This window comes from Streptomyces venezuelae (assembly GCF_008642315.1).
Classification (GTDB): domain Bacteria; phylum Actinomycetota; class Actinomycetes; order Streptomycetales; family Streptomycetaceae; genus Streptomyces; species Streptomyces venezuelae_D.
In genome coordinates, this window is sequence record NZ_CP029192.1 from 6547972 (window position 1) to 6566778 (window position 18807).

Consider the following 18807-nt stretch of genomic DNA (forward strand, 5'->3'; position numbering starts at 1 on the left):
AGCAGGGCCGGAGCGAGTGGCACGGCCGGGGCGAACAGCACGGGCAGGGCGGCAAGCAGCAGCAGGCGGAGCGTCGCGTCGTGATCGTGGGCGCGGGGATGGCCGGCGTGCAGACCGCGGTGGCCCTGCGCGAGCAGGGCTTCACGGGCCGGGTGACGATCGTCGGCGCCGAGCCGCACCCGCCGTACGACAGGCCGCCGCTGTCCAAGGCGGTGCTGCTCGGCAAGGCGGAGGGCTCGGCCTTCGACATCGACTTCGAGGCGCTCGGCATCGAGCTGAACCTGGGCCGCGAGGTCACCGGCGTGCGCCCCGCCGACCACGAGCTGGACACCGCGGACGGGCCCGTCGCGTACGACGTCCTGGTCCTCGCGACCGGCGCCGAACCGATTCGCCTGCCCGGCACCGAGGGCATCCCCGGCGTGCACCTCCTGCGCACCCTGGACGACGCCGAGCGGCTGCGCCCCGTCCTCGCGGGGCAGCACGACGTGGTGGTCGTCGGGGCGGGCTGGATCGGCGCGGAGTTCGCGACCGCGGCGCGCGAGGCGGGCTGCTCGGTCACCGTCGTCGAGGCCGCGGGCCGGCCGCTCGCGGGGGCGCTCCCCGAGGAGGTCGCGGCCCCCATGGCGGGCTGGTACGCGGACTCCGGAGCGGTCCTGCGCACCCACGCGCGCGTGGAGCGCGTCGAACCCGGCGCCGTCGTCCTCTCCGACGGGACCACGCTGCCCGCCACCGCCGTCGTCGTCGGCATCGGGGCGCGGCCCGCGACCGGCTGGCTCGCGGACTCCGGCATCGAGCTGGGCGCGCACCGCGAGGTCGTCACCGACGAGGGCCTGCGCACGTCGGCCCCCGACGTGTACGCGGTCGGGGACTGCTCCTCGTTCCCCTCGGGCCGGTACGGCGAGCGGCTCCTCGTGCACCACTGGGACAACGCCCTCCAGGGGCCGCGCACGGTGGCGGCGAACATCATCGGCGAGACCCCGGCCGCGTACGACCCCGTGCCGTACTTCTGGTCGGAGCAGTTCGGCCGCTTCGTGCAGTACGCGGGTCACCACGCCGGTGCCGACGAGCTGGTGTGGCGCGGGGACCCGGACGGCATGGCCTGGTCGGTGTGCTGGCTGCGGGACGGCGCCCTGGTCGCGGTCCTCGCCGTGGGCCGCCCCAGGGACCTGGCCCAGGGCCGCCGGCTGATCGAGTCGGGCGCGCGGCTCGACCCGGCGCTGACGGCGGACCCGTCGGTGCCGCTCAAGAAGGCGGTGCTGTAGCGGGGCCCCGCGACGGGACGGTGCCATCCGGTGGCTGTCAGTGGCCGGAGATACCCTTGTCCCGTGACCGAGATTGACGCAAAGACCGATGCTCTCGTCCCCGAGTGGCTGCACCTCCCCGACATCGCGGAGATGCTCGACATCGAGGTGACCCGCGTGCGCCAGCTGGTCAAGGAGGGCCAGCTGATCGCCGTGCGCCGCGGTGAGAACCGGGCGCTCCAGGTGCCGGCCGCCTTCATCGACGGCGACAAGGTCGTCAAGGGCCTGAGCGGCACTCTGACGCTCCTGCGGGACGACGGTTTCTCCGACGAAGAGATGCTCGAATGGCTCTTCACCCCCGACCCGAGCCTGCCCGGCACCCCCGCGCAGGCGCTGAGCGAGAATCGCGGCACGGAGGTGAAGCGCCGCGCCCAGGCGCTGGCCGTCTGACCTGACCACACCATCGAACAACGGGGGGATTTCTCCATGGCCGCAGACCGGCTCGCCGACGCCCGGCTCTATCTGTGCACGGACGCCCGCAGGCGCCAGGGGGATCTCCCCGAGTTCCTCGACGCCGTCCTCGCGGGCGGCGTCGACATCGTGCAGCTGCGCGACAAGGGCATGGAGGCCGGCGAGGAGCTGGAGCACCTCCAGGTCTTCGCGGACGCCGCCCGCAGGCACGGCAAGCTCTTCGCCGTGAACGACCGCGCGGACGTCGCCCACGCCATCGGTGCCGACGTGCTGCACCTCGGCCAGGGCGACCTGCCGGTGCCCGCCGCCCGCGCCATCCTCGGCGGCAGCGACGACGTGCTGATCGGCCGCTCCACGCACGCCGAGTCGGAGGCCGCCGCGGCCGCAGTCCAGGAGGGCGTGGACTACTTCTGCACGGGCCCCTGCTGGCCCACGCCCACCAAGCCGGGCCGGCACGCCCCCGGCCTCGACCTGGTCCGGTACACGGCCTCGCTCGGCACGGACCGCCCCTGGTTCGCCATCGGTGGCATCGACGCGGGCAACCTCGACGAGGTGCTCGAGGCGGGCGCGCGGCGCGTCGTCGTCGTGCGGGCGATCACCGAGGCCGACGACCCCGGGGCGGCGGCCGCGGAGTTCGCGAAGCGGCTGCGCAGCGCCGGGTGAGGCATGCCCGGGAGTGTCCGATCCGTGGACAAGAAACCGGCAAACCGGCCAAAACTCCCGGGCCCGGTTGGGGGACCGCCCGTGCCTGGCTAACCTGCCCATATGGCCCTAGGCACAGCTTCGACCAGGACTGACCGCGCGCGCACGGTTCGCGACATGCTCGCGACCGGTAAGACGACGTTCTCGTTCGAGTTCTCCGCACCGAAAACCCCGAAGGGGGAGCGGAACCTCTGGAACGCGCTGCGCAGGGTCGAGGCGGTGGCCCCGGACTTCGTCTCCGTGACCTACGGAGCGGGTGGCTCCACCCGCACCGGCACGGTCAAGGAGACCCAGCAGATCGTCGCCGACACGACGCTGACGCCCGTCGCGCACCTGACCGCGGTCGACCACTCCGTGGCCGAGCTGCGCAACATCATCGGGCAGTACGCGGACGCGGGCATCAGGAACATGCTCGCGGTCCGCGGCGACCCGCCCGGCGATCCGCTCGGCGACTGGATCGCCCATCCCGAGGGCCTCACGTACGCCGCCGAACTGGTCGAGCTCATCAAGGAGTCCGGTGACTTCTGCGTGGGCGTCGCCGCCTTCCCGGCGATGCACCCGCGCTCGCCCGACTGGGACTCCGACACCCGGCACTTCATCGACAAGTGCCGGGCCGGCGCGGACTACGCGATCACGCAGATGTTCTTCGACCCGGAGGAGTACCTGCGGCTGCGCGACCGCGTCGAGGCCGCGGGCTGCGCGACGCCGATCATCCCCGAGATGATGCCGGTCACCAACGTCCGCCAGCTCGACCGGCTGCCGCAGCTCAGCAACGCCGTGTTCCCGGCCGAGCTGAAAGAGAGGATCCTCGCGGTCAAAGACGATCCCGCCGCTGTACGCTCCATTGGCATCGAGTTCGCGACGGAGTTCTGCGCGCGGCTGCTGGCCGAAGGTGTGCCTGGGCTGCACTTCATCACGCTCAACAACTCCACGGCGACGCTGGAAATCTACGAGAATCTGGGCCTGCACCACCAGGCCTGAAACGGCCGTACCCGTACCCGTACCCGCGGGCGGCCGCAGGGGAGAGGGGCGTACATGGGCTGGACGGTCCTCTACATCGCGTTCGGATTCGTCGCGCTGTGGCTGCTCGGCGAGGTGCTGCTGCAGTACAAGGCCAGGCTGCGCTGGCGCCTGCTGGCCTTCGTCGGCTTCCTCGGCGTCGTCGTCGGTGTGCTGATTCCGTCGGTGTGGATCATCGGGCTCGGTGCCATCGCCTTCGCCACGGGCCAGACGTACGTGACGCTGTCGTTCCGCAAGGGCTTCTCCACCGGCTGGGCGCTCGGCGGTCGGCCCGGCCTGAGCAAGCGCCGCAGGGCGTCCGGGCGGGACACGACGGCCAAGGAGGAGCCGACGCTTCAGGTCTCCGACCTGGAGTACGAGCAGGTCCCGCCGCCGCCCGCACATGGCCCCGAAATCCCCGGCGACGGGGTGTACGAGCCGGAGCCGATGCCCGACGACACCGGCCAGTACGGCGTGTACGACGACGCGGCCTACGCCCCGCCCACCGCGGGCGACGCCCACCGCGGCGAAGGCTACGGCTACGACGCGGCGCCCTTCGGCGGCGGCTACGACCAGCAGAACTACGGCTACGACGAAACGGGCGGGCAGCAGTACGCCGCGTACTCCGACCCGTACATCGGCACGCAGACCTACGGCGCCCGGCAGAGCTACGACACCTACGGCGACCAGCAGCAGTACGCCCCCTACGGAGGCGACACGTACAGCGGCGGGCTCGACGGGACGTACAGCGACAGCACGTACACCGACACGCCGCCCGGCGGCGTCTGGGTGCCCCAGCAGCGCACCACCGACGACCAGTACAGCGGCGAACTCCCGCCGGAGCAGCACTACCCCTACCAGGGCGGGCACGCGGGCGACCACCACGACGGCTCGGGCTACAACGAGCAGCAGTACCGCTACTGAACTCGGGTCACTGCGAGCCGCGGAACTCCGGCCCCTCGACGATCAGCCCCGCCACCAGCGTGCCCGACATGCCCGCGTGGGGCAGGCCGCCACCGGGGTGGGCCCAGCCGCCGACCGCGAAGAGCCCCGGCAGACGGGTGCTGTTGGACGGCTGCAGGAGCCTCCCGCCGGCCGCGGCGAGCGCCGGAGCGGGGACGGCGCCGCCGTGCGCGCCGGTGGCCTCCGCGACATCGGCGGGGGTGCGGACCTCGTGCCACAGCAGACGGCTCCGCAGCTCAGGGACCACGGCCTCGGCGCGGGTGATCACCCGCTGCACGTCCTCGGCGGTGACCTCCAGGTGGGCGGGGACCGTCGCCGTGAGCGTCACCGCCTCGTGCGCGGCGTCCGGCGTCAGCTCCGGGTCGTCGGGGCGCAGCACCGAGAGCGTGGGGGAGGCGGGCAGTCCGGGCCGCTCGCCGAAGAGACGGCCGAGCTCGTCCTGACGGTCGGCCGAGTGCAGCACCGTGCGCAACGGGGTGCCCTCGGGGCGCGCGCCGGACAGGGCCAGGAAGATCGTCAGACGGCTCGGCAGACCGGAACGCGCCGGAACGTCACCCTCCGCCCGTATGTTCACACCGGACAGCATCCCGTCCAGAACCGAGGGCGCGACACCGGCGACCACGAAGTCCGCGTCCGCGGTGGTGCCGTCCGCGAGCTCCACGCCCGCCGCTTTGCCGTCCTTCTCGACGATCCGCGTCACCGCGGCCCCGAACACGAACTCGACCCGCCGGGCCACGCACCGCTCGTACACCGCGCGGGCCAGGGCACGCATGCCGCCCCGCGCCGACCAGGTGCCGAACGTCTGCTCCAGGTAGGGCAGGATCGCGGCGCTCGCCGGAGTCGTACGGGGATCGAGGCCCTGTGCCAGCGCGAACTGCTCCAGCAGCGCGACGAGGCGTGCGTCACCGCCCAGTTCCAGCTCGCCGACCTCGCCGAGCGTGGCCGCCCTGCGCTCGCGGCGCAGCAGGCGCTTCAGCGGCACCGAGGGGTAGGGCTCGCGCTCGGCGAGCACCTCCCAGTTCGGCCACAGGGGCTCTTCGAGGAGGGGGCGACGGGTGCGGTCCCAGGCCTCCCTGGCACGGTTCATGAACGCCGACCAGCGTGCGCCCGCGCCCGCGCCGAGAGCCGTGTCCAGGGCCTCGCCCACCCCGGCGCGCGAGGCGTTCGGCAGGTCGGCCGTCGTGCCGTCCGCGAAGACGTGGCGCACGGCGGGCTCCACCTGGGACAGCTCGACGCACTTCTCCAGGGGCTCCTTGCCCGTCTTGACGAACAAGTCGCGGTACACCGCGGGGAGGTGCAGCAGCCCCGGGCCCGTGTCGAAGGAGAAGCCGTCCCGCGCCACGCGGCCCACCGCGCCGCCGAACGTCTGCCCGCGTTCGTACACCACCACCCGGTGGCCCGCGACGGCCAGCCGGGCGGCCGCCGACATCGCGCCGAGACCTGCCCCGATCACCACAATCCGTGCCATGCCAGGGACTTTATCGGCAGCCACTGACAGCCGGGGCGGCGGCCGGTCAGGGCGGCGGCGCCCCCGCCCGCTCCGCGAGGCGCTTCTCCTCGCGCCGCTGCGCCCTGCGCCGCAGGAACCGGCGGATCCGCGAGACGAGGAAGAACAGCAGGAGAAGCCCGATCACCAGCAGCACCGCCGCGATGATCGCCGCGGCCTCCGGGTAGAACATCGCGAAGCTGATGAGGCCGCCGACCCCGAGATCCTCGGCCGTGCTCATCGCGAAGTTGCTGAACGGCTCCGGCGACGTGTTGATCGCCATCCGCGTCCCCGACTTCACCGCATGGCTGGCCAGCGCGGTCGTACCGCCCACCGCGCCCGCCGCCAGATCCGAGAGGGACCCGGTCTGACCCGCGAGGAGCGCCCCCACCACGGCGCCGGACACCGGCCGGATCACGGTGTGCACGGTGTCCCAGACCGAGTCGACGTACGGGATCTTGTCGGCGACGGCCTCGCACAGGAAGAGCACGCCGGCCGCGATCAGGACGTCGGGCCGCTGGAGCGCCTCGGGGACCTCGTCGCTCACACCGGTCGCGCCGAAGATGCCGAGCAGCAGGACCACGGCGTACGCGTTGATCCCGCTGGCCCAGCCGCTGGTGAACACCAGGGGGAGTACGGACACGGACGTGATCGTAACCATTTGTGAACGTATCGGCCTGGGGATGAGCACGGACGTCTGAGTATCCGTACCTAGTGAGTGAGATGAGTACCCGCGCGGATAGGCCCCCACCTGCGGAGACGGAAGAGTGTGGGGCACGGAGAAGGGCGCGGGGCCGGTACCGCCGACACGGGGCGGCGGAACGGCGCCGCGCCCTTGGCCGCTCCGTCCGCCGCACGGCGGACGCGAGGTACGGGGGTGACTCGGGGGGACGACCACACGGGGGTCACCGGGGGGACACGGAGAACGCGCCGGTGCGGCGCCCGCCCGGGAACAGGGGGCACCGCACCGGCGCCTTCGTGCGCGGTCTACGCGTCTTTGTGCGCGGTCTACGCGCGCGTGCCGCTGACCCGGCCCTGCAGCAGCCGCGACAGCGCCGCGTGCACGTCGTCGAGCGAGCGCTGCGGCTGGAAGGCCTGCCAGTCAAGCGCGGCGACCAGCACCATGCCGACGAGCGCGGCGGCCGTCAGCGGGATGTCGATCTCGTCGCTGAGCTCGCCGCTCTCCACCCCCGCCCGCAGGACGTCCTCGACCACCGCGACGGCCTGCTGCCTGACCACGAGCAGAGTGGACTGCCAGGCGCGGTTGGTCCGCCACAGCTCGGCCACGTACAGCTGGGTGAAGGCCGGATAGCGGTTGATGAAGACCAGGCCGGCCCGGATCATCGCGTCGAGGGCGTCGACCCTGCTGCCGCCGTTCCGCGCCACGTCCTCGGAGGCCTCCTTCAGGGAGGCGGTCAGCAGGCCGACACCGTGCCGCAGCAGCTCTTCGAAGAGGACCGATTTGCTCGCGAAGTTGTAGTAGACGGTGCCCTTCGCGACTCCGGCCCGCTCGGCGATCTCGTCGACCGTCGTGGCCGAGAAGCCCTGTTCCGCGATGAGGGTGACGGCGGCCTCGTAGAGCTTCTGCCGGGTCGCCTCGCGGCGGGTGCTGCCCGCACTGCTGTCCATGGTCCTGATTCTCACAGGTCGCGCCGGGCGGCCCGGCCCCGCCGTGCTGAGCGGGTCGGCCCCGCTCACAGCGTCAGCTCCGGGTGCAGCCGGTCGAGGGTCCACACCTGCTTGCGGCGCGCGGAGAGCGCGGTCAGTGCGAGGGCGCCCAGGGTGAAGGCGGTCAGGACCGCGCAGCCCTGCCAGACGGGACCGAGTCCGCCGCCCGTGATGAGTCTCCGGAGAGCCTCGACGACGTAACTCATGGGCAGGAAGGGATGGATCGCGCTGAAGAAGCCGGGGCTCGTCTGAACGGGGTACGTACCGCCCGCCGACGTCAGCTGCAGCATCAGCACCGCGAGGACGAGGATCCGTCCGGCCGCTCCGAAGCGGGCGTTGAGCCACTGCACGATCGCCGCGAAGCACGCCGTCACGAGGCAGAGGAAGCCCACCGTGCCTGCCGCCCGCTCCATCTGCAGACCGATGCCCCAGTGCAGTACGGAGAGCAGGGCCGCGGTCTGGAGCACCCCCAGGGCGGCCACCGGAAGCCAGCCGGCGAGCGCGATGCGCCACGCGGAGGCGCCCGCGGCGAGCGCGCGCCGGTTGAGCGGCTGGATCAACATGTACGCCACCATCGCGCCGACCCACAGGGAGAGCGGGATGAAGTAGGGGGCGAATCCGGTGCCGTAGTTGGGCGCCTTGTGCAGCGACTGGGAGGCGAGCTGCACGGGGTCGGCCATGACGCCGGTGCGCTCGTCGCGGTCCTTCTTGTCGTAGTCCGGGATCTTCTTGACGCCGTCGTGCAGCCCGCCCGACAGCTTCGACGAGCCGTCGGCCAGCTTGAACATGCCGCCCTTGAGGTCATCGGCGCCGGTCTCCAGCTTGCCGATGCCCGTGTCGAGGTCGGTGGCGCCGGTGTGGGCGGTGCCGAGACCCGTGTGGATCTTCTTGGCGCCCTTGGCGACCTCGCCCGCGCCCTTGTTGAGGTCGTTGATCTGAGTGACGGCGGTGTCGAGGTCCTCGTCGAGGTGCGGGGCGCGGTCGGCGAGCGCCTGGGACTTCTTCTGCAGCGTGGCCAGGTGCTTGTCGAGCTGCTTGACGTCGCTGTTCTGGTCCTTGATCACGGCGTTCATGTCGTCCGCGATGGTCGAGACGTTCTCGGCGGCCGTCTTGGCCTTCTTGAACCGTGCGCAGTGGGGGTCGGGGACGGGGGCCTTCTCGCACTGCTCGCGGTAGAAGTCGCCGATGATCCGGGAGCCGTCCTTGGCACCTTCGGCCGCCGCGGGCGCCAGCTTGACCCAGGTGGACAGGTTGCGGCGCATCGCCTTGGAGGAGTCGGCGACGAGCTGCGCCGTGTCCCCGATCGTCTTGCCGTTGTCCTTCAGGAAGGGCCGCACCTGGTCCGCAGTCCCGTTGACCTTGTCGGCCAGCTTCTGCGTGCCGTCCGCGACCTTCTTCGAGCCGGTCTGGAGCCTGCCCGCGCCCTTGTCGAGCTTCTCGATCCCGTCGGCCAGCTTGCCGCTGCCCTCCTTGGCGTCGCCGAGGCCGTTCGCGAGGTCCTTGGAGCCCTTCTTCGCCCTGCCGATGCCGCTGTCCAGCTTGTCGGCGCCGTCGGCGGCCTTCTGCGTCGCCCCGTGGATGTCGGAGAACGAGATGAAGATCTTGTCGAGGAACGAGCGCGATGCCTTCGTGGACGCGGCGGAGCGCACCTCGGAGAAGACCGTCCGCGAGATCTGCCCGACGATGTAGTTGTTGGCGTCGTTCGTACGGACCCGCAGGGCGCCCGTCTCCGGAGAGTCCCCCGAACTCGACGCGATGCGCTTGCTGAAGTCCGTGGGCATCGTCAGGGACAGGTAGTACGTGCCGTCCTCGACGCCCTTGCGCGCCTCGGTGTCGCTCACCTCGTGCCACTCGAAGGTCTTGCTGTCGCGCAGCCCCTCGACGATGTTGTCGCCCGCCGTGACCTTCTTGCCCTGGGCGGTGGCTCCCTTGTCGTCGTTGACGAGCGCCACGGGGATGCGGTCGAGGCGGCCGTAGGGATCCCAGAAGGACCACAGGTACAGGGCTCCGTACAGCAGCGGCAGCAGCAGGAGCGCGACGAGCGCGGCGCGCGGCAGCTTCCCCCTGCCGAAGCGCCTGAGTTCAAGCGCGGCGAGCTTCGGCGAGCGCATCCGCCGTCTCCTTGTCGTCGTCGGGGCGGTCGTCGCCGAGTCGGTCGTCGTCGGGTCGGGCGTCGCCCGGGTCTTCGGATGAGCCGCGCCGGGCCTCGTCGGGACGCGCGCCGGTGCGGACCACGACCGCGCCGTCGGGCGCCTCGCTGCACACCGCCACGACGGTCGTGCCCTGGTCCGTGAGGGACGTCAGCATGCCCCAGGCCTCGGCCCGTTCGGCGTCGGAGAGCTTCAGGTCGGTGTCGTCGACGCCCAGCACGCGCGGGCGGCCGATCAGGGCCAGCGCCACGGACAGCCGCAGCACTTCGAGCCTCTCCAGGTCGCGCACGGCGGTCCGGCGCCCCTTGGGCAGCGACTCCAGGTCGAGCCCGGCGGCGGCCAGCGCGGCGTCGACACGCAGCCGCGTCTCGTTCCGTCGCTCGGCGCGCGGCCGCAGCAGCCCGCGCAGCGATCCCCCGAACCGCCGCTCCAGGAGCGCGCGTTCGTGCAGGTGCTCGGCGACGGTCAGGGCCGGGTCGAGGTCGGTGACACCGGGCACCGGCCCGAGCCCGCTGATCCCGCGCACCGCGGCCAGCTGCTTCGGCAGCCGGAAGCGGCCCACTGACGCGCTGCCCTCGGTGGCACGCATACGTCCCGTCAGCGCGAGCAGTAGACACGTGCGGCCCGACCCCGAAGGGCCCTCCAGCGCGATCAGCGACCCGGGCTCCGCACGGAACCCGATGCCGCGGAACGCCCAGCCGCGCGGACCCTTGAGTCCGAAGTCCTCGGCGGTGACGGCGGCTCCCCGCACGCCGTCGGTCGGACCGTCCACAGTCCCCCCTGCCCCTTCGTCGCACCGGGCGCATCGCGCACCGGCTTTTGAACTGACTGGTCAGTACAAAAGTAAGCCCGAACCCGCGATCGAGGCAAAGGCCCAGTTCAGAGCCGATTGTCAGTGGCGTACTCCACGATGGGCACATACGGCCACTGCGCCGTCACACGACGACAGGAGGTTCGTCATGGCCAGCACTTCCGCAGCAGCCGCCCGCCGGCACCGCGCCGTCGGCCCTGCTCCCTCACTGACCGGCCCGGCGAGCGATGTCCACCCCGTCCTGCGCCGCGCGACCGCCCCGCCCGCCGCCCTCGAACTGCTCGCCCAGGCCCGCGCCGGACTCGACGAGGCCGCCCGCCTGGAAGCCCCGCACGAGCGGTACGCCACCGCACACCTCGCCGCCCTGCGCACCGCGGCCGCCGTCCTCGCCGCCCGCGGCCGCCCCGAGACGACCGCGCGCCGCAGGCAGCGCATCCGCAGCGCCTGGGAAGTCCTCCCCGAGATAGCCCCCGAACTGACCGAGTGGAGCGCCCTGTTCGCCTCCGGCGCCGCCCGCAGGGCACGCGCCGAGGCGGGCATAGCGGCCGCCGCCACCGCACGCGACGCCGACGACCTGCTCCGCGACGTCGCGATGTTCCTGCGCATCGTCGAGCGGATGCTCGTGCTCCAGCCCGTGCTGCCCCAGCCCCGGCAGGAGTCCCAGGACGCGGGCCGGGAGCCGCCGGACGCGGGCTGACCGGCGCGTCCGCACGGTGGGACACGTGACCGGGGCACCACGGCGCAGGCAATAAGGTGGAGACATATCCGCACCCCATGCGCCGAGGAGTCACCTGCCGTGTCGGACCCGATGCGCCCATCCGCCTCCCATCACCCGCAGACGGCGTCGCTGCGCTCCGACACCCCTCGTCCGCGTGCCGCTCTTCGTACGGCAGTGGTCTGGGACGTCCTGAAGGACGCCCTCGACCGCCGGGTCAAGGTGACCGGCAGGGAGTCGCGCACCGAGCTCGACGTGCTCGACACCGGCGGCGGCAGCGGCAACTTCGCCGTGCCCGTCGCCCAACTCGGCCACCGCGTCACGGTCGTCGACCCCAGCCCGAACGCGCTGTTCGCGCTGGAGCGCAGGGCCGCCGAGGCCGGCGTCGCCGACCGGGTGCGCGGCGTCCAGGGCGACGTCCTCGGCCTCTTCGACGTCGTCGAGCGGGGCGGCTTCGACGCGGTCCTGTGCCACGGCGTCCTGGAGTACGTGGACGACCCGGCCGAGGGCGTGCGCCTCGCCGTCGACGCGCTCCGCCCCGCCGGCATCCTCAGCCTGCTCGGGGCGGGCCTCGGCGGCGCCGTCCTCGCCCGGGCCCTCGCCGGGCACTTCAAGGAGGCGCAGACCGCGCTCGCCGACCCGGCGGGGCGCTGGGGCGCGGGCGACCCCGTGCCGAGGCGGTTCACCGCCGAGCAGCTCACCGCGCTCGTCGAGTCCGCGGGCGTGCGCGTCGACGCGGTGCACGGCGTCCGGGTCTTCGCCGACCTGGTCCCCGGCGTCCTCGTGGACACCGAGCCGGGCGCCATGGAGGCCCTCCTGCAGCTGGAGGCCGCCGCGGCCGAGCTGCCCGCTTTCCATGCCGTGGCCACTCAGCTGCACGTGCTCGGTGAGGCGCGGGAGGCGTCCGGGGCCTGAGCTGCTGCCGTGGCTCACCTGCTGATCAGGGACGCAGCCGCACATGGAGTACGCCACAGGCCCCCCGAACGGGCTACGGGCGCCGTATGATCGAGGGACACCGTTCTGCATGACGGTTCGGCCGCTGGGGAATGCACGCTTCAGCGAGCCGGAGCGGAGTGAAGGTCCGGTTTGGCGAAGTTGGCGTAGAGGGGCGGGTTTCACGGGGGCGATTCCCTGCCTATCCTGAAGGGGACCCCCGGTCGCCCCGGCGACTGCACGATGAGGAGGACTCCGTGCCGCTCTCGGAGCACGAGCAGCGCATGCTCGAGCAAATGGAGCGAGCGCTGTACGCCGAAGATCCCAAGTTCGCGACAGCGCTTGAGGGAAGCGGGCTGCGCACGTACACCCGGAAGCGGGTCTACCAAGCGGTCGTGGGCTTCCTTGTGGGCATCGCCCTTCTCATGTCCGGAATGGTCGCCCAGCAGATCTGGATCAGCGTGGTGGGGTTCCTCGTCATGCTGGGCTGCGCGGTGCTCGCCGTCACCGGCTGGCGCAAGGCGCCCAAACCGGGCGAGCAGGCTTCGGGCACGGCCGCCGCGCCAGGCGGGGCCGCGGCCCCGCGGCAGGCGAGGCAGCGCCGCTCCGTCATGAACCGTATCGAGCAGCGATGGCAGCGTCGCCGCGACGAACAGCAGGGCGGTCAGTGAGCCCGGCGGTTCACGACTGACCGAACAGACGTAGGTATGCGTGAGGGGCGGCCACCCACCGGGTGGCCGCCCCTCACGCATGTACGGATCGGCCTCACGCATGCACGGCCCGGGCCTCACACGGGTGAAACCCGGGCCTCGGCCGTCCCGGTCCGACGGCCTCAGCCTTCCCGGCCGACGGGCTCAGCCCTGCTGGCCGGCCCGTCGCGGCAGCTTCCGTGCGAGCACCGACCACCGCTTGGTCGCCCGCTCGCGCCAGCGCTCACCGAACGCGGTCCACCGGTCCGAGACAGCCCACACCACCCGTGCGGCCGAACGCGGCGCGAGCGTCACACGCAGTCGCGTCAGCCGGCTCACCGAAGCGTTCAGGCCGTCATGGACGCGCCGGACGTCCTCGGCGAGCCCCGCCACGGGCTGCGGGTTCGGCGCGTACAGCACCTGCTCCACCGCGGCCGCCACCCGGTGGACGGCCTCCGCGGGACCGCTGGTCAGCTGCCCCACGCGGACGATCCGCGCGGCGGCCTTCCGGGGGGTCTGTGACTCGTCCGGCGCAATGCCGTGGTCCCAGGCCGAATCGGTCACTTCCAGCCAGGCGGCCAGCGTCCGCGCCGCCGCCTCCGCCGGGGTGCGCGCCCCCGACCCCAGGCGCGCGGCCCGGACCCTGGTCCGCCACAGCAACGGCAGCAGCGGCAGAGCGAGGACGAGGAGCGCCGCCAGGCCGATGCCCACGATCATCAGGATGGGCGAACCGTCACCGCCGGATCCGGTCGCGATCGCCGGAGCGATGCTCGCGCAGCCGCCCTGCTTCTTCTGGTCGGGCGGGCAGGTGTCCGAGGCGGACGGCGCCGTGGAGGGCTCGGACGAGGTGGTGGGTTCCGGGGCGTCCGGGTCGTCCGTGTCACCGGAGGGGACGTCCGCGCGTGTGTAGTCCGGCACCGTGCCGCGGCTCGGCGTCGGCTCGAAACGGGTCCAGCCCACGCCCTCGAAGTACAGCTCGGGCCAGGCGTGCGCGTCGCGCAGCCCGACCGACATCGAACCGTCCCCCGCGGCGGTGCCAGGGGTGAAGCCCACCGCGACCCGCGCCGGTATCCCCAGCGTCCGCGCCATGGAGGCCATCGCGAAGGAGAAGTGGACGCAGAAGCCCTCCTTCTGCTTCAGGAACCGCTCGATCGCCGAGGGGCCGCTGCCCGCGCGTACCTGGGTGTTGTACGTGAACCCGCCGTCCGAGGCGAAGTAGTCCTGGAGCTTGACCGCCTGCTCGTACTGGTTCCCGGCGCCCTTGGTGACCTGCCGGGCCCGCTCCGCGACCAGCTGAGGCAGCGAGTCCGGCACCTTCGTGAACTCGCGCCGCAGATCGTCGGGCGGCTCCGGCGCGGCCGCGAGCTGCTCGGCCGTGGGCTCCACGACCAGGCTCTTCACCTTGTACTGCGCGCCTCGCGTGGTCTGGCCCCGGTCGCCGACGAGGGCGCGGCCCACCGGCTCGTACCGCCAGCGGCCGTCGATCTCCACCTGGCTGGCGGGGAACGGCATCGGGAGCCAGTTCTGCGCGTAGCTGTCGGCGGCCGCGATGTTCGTCTGGATCTCGGTCCTGCGGACGTCGGGACGCAGGCCCTGGGGGGTCTCCAGCGGTGACGGCACGTCCTGGATGCGCCGGACGGTGGTCTTCCACGTCGTGCCGTCGAACTGGTCGAGCGAGACGATCCGCAGATACATCTCGTCGGTCGTCTCGGCGTTCGTGCGGTACGACAGGACCTCGCGGTCCTCCGGCTGGTTCAGGCTGTCCTGGAGGGCCACCAGCGGATTGACCGCCGAGATCGTTCCGCCGCCGCCCGAACCGTCACCGCCCGCGCCGCCGGAGCCGTCGAGCAGACCGCCGTCCAGGGCGGGCAGCGCGAGCGGCACCACCAGGGCGATGCCGAGGGCGACCGCCCCGATGCGGCGCCCCGTGCGGACCGGGGCGAGCGCGCCGCTGTTGCTCTCCAGGCCTCCGGTGACCCGCCCCGGCGTGCGCGCCGCGCCGCCGAAGACACGGCCCCACTGCGAGAGCCGGTCCCGGCCCTCGGCCAGGAGCAGCAGCAGATACCCGGCGGCGGCCAGCAGGAACCACAGCCACCCGGCGCCGCCGTCGGAGAGGCCCGCCGCGACCGAGTAGAGGGCGAGCAGCGGAAGTCCGGCGGGTGCCGCCGTACGGAAGGTCACCGCGAGCGCGTCCACCGCGAGGCCGATCACCAGCACGCCGCCGACCAGCATCAGCCGGATGCCGTCGCTCAGCGGCGCCGGGATCATGTACTGACTGACGTCGTTGCCGCCCGCCTCCAGAAGCAGGCCGAACCGGCGGAACACGTCCGGTCCCGGCACGATGCCCGCCGGCGCCTGTTCCCGGGCGAACACCAGCGTCAGCAGGAACAGCGACACCAGCGCCTGTACCGCCACCGTGAGCGGCCTGGCCAGCGGCACCCGCCGGGCCAGCGCGCCCACCCCGCTCTGCAGTACGAGCAGGACGATCGCCTGCAGGAACCACGTCGCCGGATCGACGAGCGGCAGCAGCGAGCCCGACGCCATCAGCGTGGCCGCCGTGGCGCAGACCGCGAGCCGCGCGCGTCCGCTCATGAAAGTTCCCCCATGTCACTGTTCTCCACGGTCCAACGGCCCCGGCCGTTCATGCCCAACCCCCGGTCGTCGTGCCCGCCGCGGGAGCCGGGCCCGCGGCCGAGCGGGCGTGGTCCGCCTGCCGCCACAGGTCAGCGAAGCCCGCCCCCGGCGGCACCGACAGCGCCGCCCAGCCCGCCTCCCGGAGCATCTGCACGCACGACTCACCCGCAGCGGACGGCAGAGCACCCTGGCCCTGCGCCCACGCCGTGCTGTCCAGTACGAACGCGACGGCGGAGCCGCTGCGCCTGCGCATCTTGGCGACCACCGCGGCCTGCTCCTCGTCCAGGTCGCCGAGGAAGGCGACGAGGAGCCCTTCGTTCCCGCCGCGCAGCACGTCGTACGCCCGGGAGAGCCCGGCGCCGTCCGAGTGGTCGACCACCGCGAGGGTGTCCATCATCAGTCCGGCCGCGTCCGCCGACTCCTGGCTGGCCCCCGCGAACCCGTCCGAGCCCTCGCCCGGCACCGAGGCGCCCGTGTCGGTCAGCAGGCGCACCGAGAAGCCCCGTTCGAGCATGTGCACCAGGGTCGACGCCGTGCCCGAGACCGCCCACTCGAAGGCCGAGTCGGGCCCCGCGCCCCGGAACCCGGCGCTCCGGGTGTCCAGGAGCACCGTGCAGCGGGCGCGCTGCGGCTGTTCCTCGCGGCGCACCATCAGCTCGCCGTAGCGCGCCGTGGAGCGCCAGTGGACCCGGCGCAGGTCGTCGCCGTGTCGGTAGCCGCGCGGGATGACGTCGTCCTCGCCGGCCAGGGCCAGCGAGCGGTTGCGCCCGTCGCCGTACCCCTTCGCCTCGCCGGTCAGCCGCACCGGAGGCAGTGCCTCCACGCGCGGGATGACCGTCAGGGTGTCGTACGTCGAGAAGGAGCGCGTCAGTTCGCACATGCCGAACGGGTCCGTCAGGCGCAGCTGCAGCGGGCCCAGCGGATAGCGGCCGCGCAGGTCGGAGCGGACGCGGTAGGACACCTCGCGCCGTCCGCCCGCCTCCACGCGGTCCAGGACGAACCGGGGCCGCGGCCCGAGCACGTAGGGCACCCGGTCCTGGAGCATCAGCAGCCCGGTGGGCAGCCGCGAGACGTTGTCCATCCGCAGATGGACGCGGGCCTCCGAACCGGCGGGCACGCGCGCGGGGGACAGCCTGCGGCTGCCCGCCACGCGGTACCGGGTGCGGAACAGGACGGTGGCGCACACCAGGGGCAGTACGGCGAGCAGCAGCCCGACGCGCAGCAGGTCGCTCTGGCCGAGCACATAGGCACAGATGGCGGCGGCGACGCCGGCCGCGAGGAAGGAGCGGCCGCGGGTGGTCAGTCCCGCGAGAGCCGTGCGCACCCCGCCCTTCTCGCCCTCGGCGGGGCCCGCCGGCCTCCCCCCGGCCGTCATCACAGCCTCCGGGCGCCGGGCGGCTGCTGGTTGAAGTAGGCGCCCGGACCGGGCTGCACCGCGGCGGGCACCGGGGTGTGCTGCAGGATCTCCTGGACGACGGATTCGGCGGTGCGCCGGTTCAACTGGGCCTGCGCCGTGGGCAGCAGACGGTGCGCGAGGACCGCGACGGCCAGGGCCTGCACATCGTCCGGCAGCGCGAACTCACGGCCGCTGAGGGCGGCGGAGGCCTTGGCCGCGCGCAGCAGGTGCAGCGTCGCGCGCGGAGACGCCCCGAGTCTCAGGTCCGGGTGGTTGCGGGTCGCGCCGACCAGGTCCACCGCGTACCTGCGCACGGGCTCGGCCACGTGGACCGTGCGCACCGCGTCGATGAGCTTCACGATCTCGTGCGCGTGCGCCACCGGCTGGAGGTCGTCCAGGGGCGAGACACCGCCGTGGACGTCGAGCATCTGCAGCTCGGCCTCCGGCCCCGGATAGCCGATCGAGACGCGCGCCATGAAGCGGTCGCGCTGCGCCTCGGGCAGGGGGTAGGTCCCCTCCATCTCCACGGGGTTCTGCGTGGCCACCACCATGAAGGGACTCGGCAGTTCGTACGTCTGCCCGTCGATGGTGACCTGGCGCTCCTCCATGGACTCCAGGAGCGCGGACTGCGTCTTCGGAGACGCGCGGTTGATCTCGTCGCCGATCACGATCTGCGCGAAGATCGCCCCCGGTTTGAACTCGAAGTCCCTGCGCTGCTGATCGAAGATGGACACCCCGGTGATGTCCGACGGCAGCAGATCCGGTGTGAACTGGATCCGCCGCACGGAGCAGTCGATGGACCGCGCGAGTGCCTTGGCGAGCATGGTCTTGCCCACGCCCGGCACATCCTCGATGAGCAGGTGCCCCTCCGCCAGGAGCACAGTCAGCGAAAGCCGTACGACCTCTGGCTTGCCCTCGATCACACCCTCCACCGACCTGCGGACACGCTCCGCGGTCGTGGTCAGATCTGTGAGGCTCGCTCGATCGTCATAGGTCGTCACCCGGCCCTCCTCGGCCCTTCCCCGAGCTCACGAGGAGCAGGGGATACCCCATGTCCGGGCCGGACGCTCGCGCGCACGACCCGGTCCACCCAGAATTCATCGGCAGCACGCGGGAATGGTTCCGCGTGATGCCACCCCCGCATTGTTGTTGGGCATACCGGGTCGTGTCACTCGCCTGTGGATAACTGGCGGCGATTTGCCGGACCTTGCGGCCCTTTGTCAGTCACGCCCTTTGTCGGTCAGGCGGGGTCGATCTCCCGCAGCAACCCTGTCTTCACGTCGAACACAAAACCCCGGACGTCGTCCGTGTGCAGCAGGAACGGCGAGGTCCGCACGCGCTCCATCGACTGCCGCACGTCCTGGTCCACGTCGCGGAAGGCCTCCACCGCCCAGGAGGGGCGCTGTCCGACCTCCATCTCCAGGTCGTGCCGGAACTCCTCGGTGAGGGACTCGAGGCCGCAGGTGGTGTGGTGGATCAGCACGACGCTGCGGGTGCCGAGCGCGCGCTGGCTGATGGTCAGGGAGCGGATGACGTCGTCGGTCACCACGCCGCCCGCGTTGCGGATGGTGTGACAGTCACCGAGTTCGAGACCGAGGGCACCGTGCAGGTCGAGACGGGCGTCCATGCACGCGACGACGGCGACCTGCAGGACGGGGCGGGCGTCCATGCCGGGGTCGGTGAACCGGGAGGCGTATTTTCCGTTGGCTTCGACGAGGCGGTCGGTGACGTCTCCGGCGCCTATGGCGTCTGGCGTGTCGGGCGTGCGGTCCGGGGAGGCTGCGGAAGTCGACATGGCTATGACGTTAATGCGCGCTGATCGTCCGGGCCCGCTGTGAGGAGGGACAAAGAACGTCAAAGACTCTTGTTGTGAGCTAACCCACAGGGCGTGGAGGATGCGGCCGAACGGGTGGTCCAGCCGGTTCTCGTCCCCCCGTCGGGGACCCCGC

Annotated in this window: 17 protein-coding genes; 8 read left to right on the forward strand and 9 right to left on the reverse strand. The window is 72.4% G+C overall.

The window, feature by feature from the left end:
- Positions 1 to 98: 98 nt before the first annotated feature.
- The 5 genes from DEJ48_RS28760 to DEJ48_RS28780 all read left to right on the forward strand — a co-directional run bounded on the left by DEJ48_RS28760 (position 99) and on the right by DEJ48_RS28780 (position 4337).
- Complete coding sequence (locus tag DEJ48_RS28760) at positions 99 to 1262, forward strand: NAD(P)/FAD-dependent oxidoreductase (protein ID WP_263399487.1); 1164 nt, start codon at positions 99 to 101, stop codon at positions 1260 to 1262.
- Between the two features lie 63 nt (positions 1263 to 1325).
- Entirely contained in the window at positions 1326 to 1691 is a 366-nt protein-coding gene (locus DEJ48_RS28765) for an Rv2175c family DNA-binding protein (protein ID WP_150166859.1), read from the forward strand.
- A 36-nt stretch (positions 1692 to 1727) separates the two neighbouring features.
- The gene (thiE, locus tag DEJ48_RS28770; RefSeq protein ID WP_150219119.1) at positions 1728 to 2375 is read left to right on the forward strand and encodes a thiamine phosphate synthase; all 648 of its coding nucleotides are present in this window, start codon (positions 1728 to 1730) and stop codon (positions 2373 to 2375) included.
- A gap of 102 nt (positions 2376 to 2477) precedes the next feature.
- Complete coding sequence (metF, locus tag DEJ48_RS28775; RefSeq protein WP_150219120.1) at positions 2478 to 3395, forward strand: methylenetetrahydrofolate reductase [NAD(P)H]; 918 nt, start codon at positions 2478 to 2480, stop codon at positions 3393 to 3395.
- A gap of 54 nt (positions 3396 to 3449) precedes the next feature.
- Entirely contained in the window at positions 3450 to 4337 is an 888-nt protein-coding gene (locus DEJ48_RS28780; RefSeq protein WP_150219121.1) for a hypothetical protein, read from the forward strand.
- 7 nt (positions 4338 to 4344) lie between these two features.
- On the opposite strand, the gene DEJ48_RS28785 is transcribed toward DEJ48_RS28780, so the two are convergent.
- The 5 genes from DEJ48_RS28785 to DEJ48_RS28805 all read right to left on the reverse strand — a co-directional run bounded on the left by DEJ48_RS28785 (position 4345) and on the right by DEJ48_RS28805 (position 10452).
- Complete coding sequence (locus tag DEJ48_RS28785) at positions 4345 to 5844, reverse strand: phytoene desaturase family protein (protein WP_150219122.1); 1500 nt, start codon at positions 5842 to 5844, stop codon at positions 4345 to 4347.
- Between the two features lie 46 nt (positions 5845 to 5890).
- Positions 5891 to 6505 carry a DUF4126 domain-containing protein gene (locus DEJ48_RS28790; protein WP_150219123.1) on the reverse strand — a complete coding sequence of 205 codons (615 nt, stop codon included), beginning with the start codon at positions 6503 to 6505 and terminating at the stop codon, positions 5891 to 5893.
- A 365-nt stretch (positions 6506 to 6870) separates the two neighbouring features.
- Positions 6871 to 7491: a TetR/AcrR family transcriptional regulator gene (locus DEJ48_RS28795; RefSeq protein ID WP_150219124.1), complete on the reverse strand. Its 621-nt coding sequence runs from the start codon at positions 7489 to 7491 to the stop codon at positions 6871 to 6873.
- Between the two features lie 65 nt (positions 7492 to 7556).
- Positions 7557 to 9641 (reverse strand): YhgE/Pip domain-containing protein, encoded by a 2085-nt coding sequence (locus tag DEJ48_RS28800; protein ID WP_150219125.1) that lies wholly within the window; start codon positions 9639 to 9641, stop codon positions 7557 to 7559.
- Complete coding sequence (locus DEJ48_RS28805) at positions 9613 to 10452, reverse strand: ATP-binding cassette domain-containing protein (protein ID WP_223832240.1); 840 nt, start codon at positions 10450 to 10452, stop codon at positions 9613 to 9615. The genes DEJ48_RS28800 and DEJ48_RS28805 overlap by 29 nt, the downstream gene beginning before the upstream one ends.
- 187 nt (positions 10453 to 10639) lie before the next feature.
- Between DEJ48_RS28805 and DEJ48_RS28810 the strand changes: the two genes are divergently transcribed.
- The 3 genes from DEJ48_RS28810 (at position 10640) to DEJ48_RS28820 (ending at position 12810) form a co-directional block, all read left to right on the forward strand.
- Positions 10640 to 11188: an SAV_6107 family HEPN domain-containing protein gene (locus DEJ48_RS28810; RefSeq protein ID WP_150219126.1), complete on the forward strand. Its 549-nt coding sequence runs from the start codon at positions 10640 to 10642 to the stop codon at positions 11186 to 11188.
- 99 nt (positions 11189 to 11287) lie between these two features.
- The gene (locus tag DEJ48_RS28815) at positions 11288 to 12121 is read left to right on the forward strand and encodes a methyltransferase (RefSeq protein WP_190537652.1); all 834 of its coding nucleotides are present in this window, start codon (positions 11288 to 11290) and stop codon (positions 12119 to 12121) included.
- 275 nt (positions 12122 to 12396) lie between these two features.
- Complete coding sequence (locus DEJ48_RS28820) at positions 12397 to 12810, forward strand: DUF3040 domain-containing protein (RefSeq protein WP_150166839.1); 414 nt, start codon at positions 12397 to 12399, stop codon at positions 12808 to 12810.
- 183 nt (positions 12811 to 12993) lie between these two features.
- On the opposite strand, the gene DEJ48_RS28825 is transcribed toward DEJ48_RS28820, so the two are convergent.
- The 4 genes from DEJ48_RS28825 to DEJ48_RS28840 form a co-directional block, all read right to left on the reverse strand.
- Positions 12994 to 15420: a DUF3488 and DUF4129 domain-containing transglutaminase family protein gene (locus tag DEJ48_RS28825; RefSeq protein ID WP_150219127.1), complete on the reverse strand. Its 2427-nt coding sequence runs from the start codon at positions 15418 to 15420 to the stop codon at positions 12994 to 12996.
- Positions 15421 to 15469: 49 nt separating this feature from the next.
- On the reverse strand, positions 15470 to 16837 hold the full coding sequence (locus tag DEJ48_RS28830) for a DUF58 domain-containing protein (protein WP_150219128.1): 1368 nt from the start codon (positions 16835 to 16837) through the stop codon (positions 15470 to 15472).
- Positions 16837 to 17859 (reverse strand): AAA family ATPase, encoded by a 1023-nt coding sequence (locus tag DEJ48_RS28835; protein WP_150219129.1) that lies wholly within the window; start codon positions 17857 to 17859, stop codon positions 16837 to 16839. The genes DEJ48_RS28830 and DEJ48_RS28835 overlap by 1 nt, the downstream gene beginning before the upstream one ends.
- Positions 17860 to 18098: 239 nt before the next feature.
- A complete protein-coding gene (locus tag DEJ48_RS28840; protein WP_190537653.1) occupies positions 18099 to 18653 on the reverse strand; it encodes a beta-class carbonic anhydrase in 555 nt (184 codons plus the stop codon).
- Positions 18654 to 18807 lie beyond the last annotated feature (154 nt).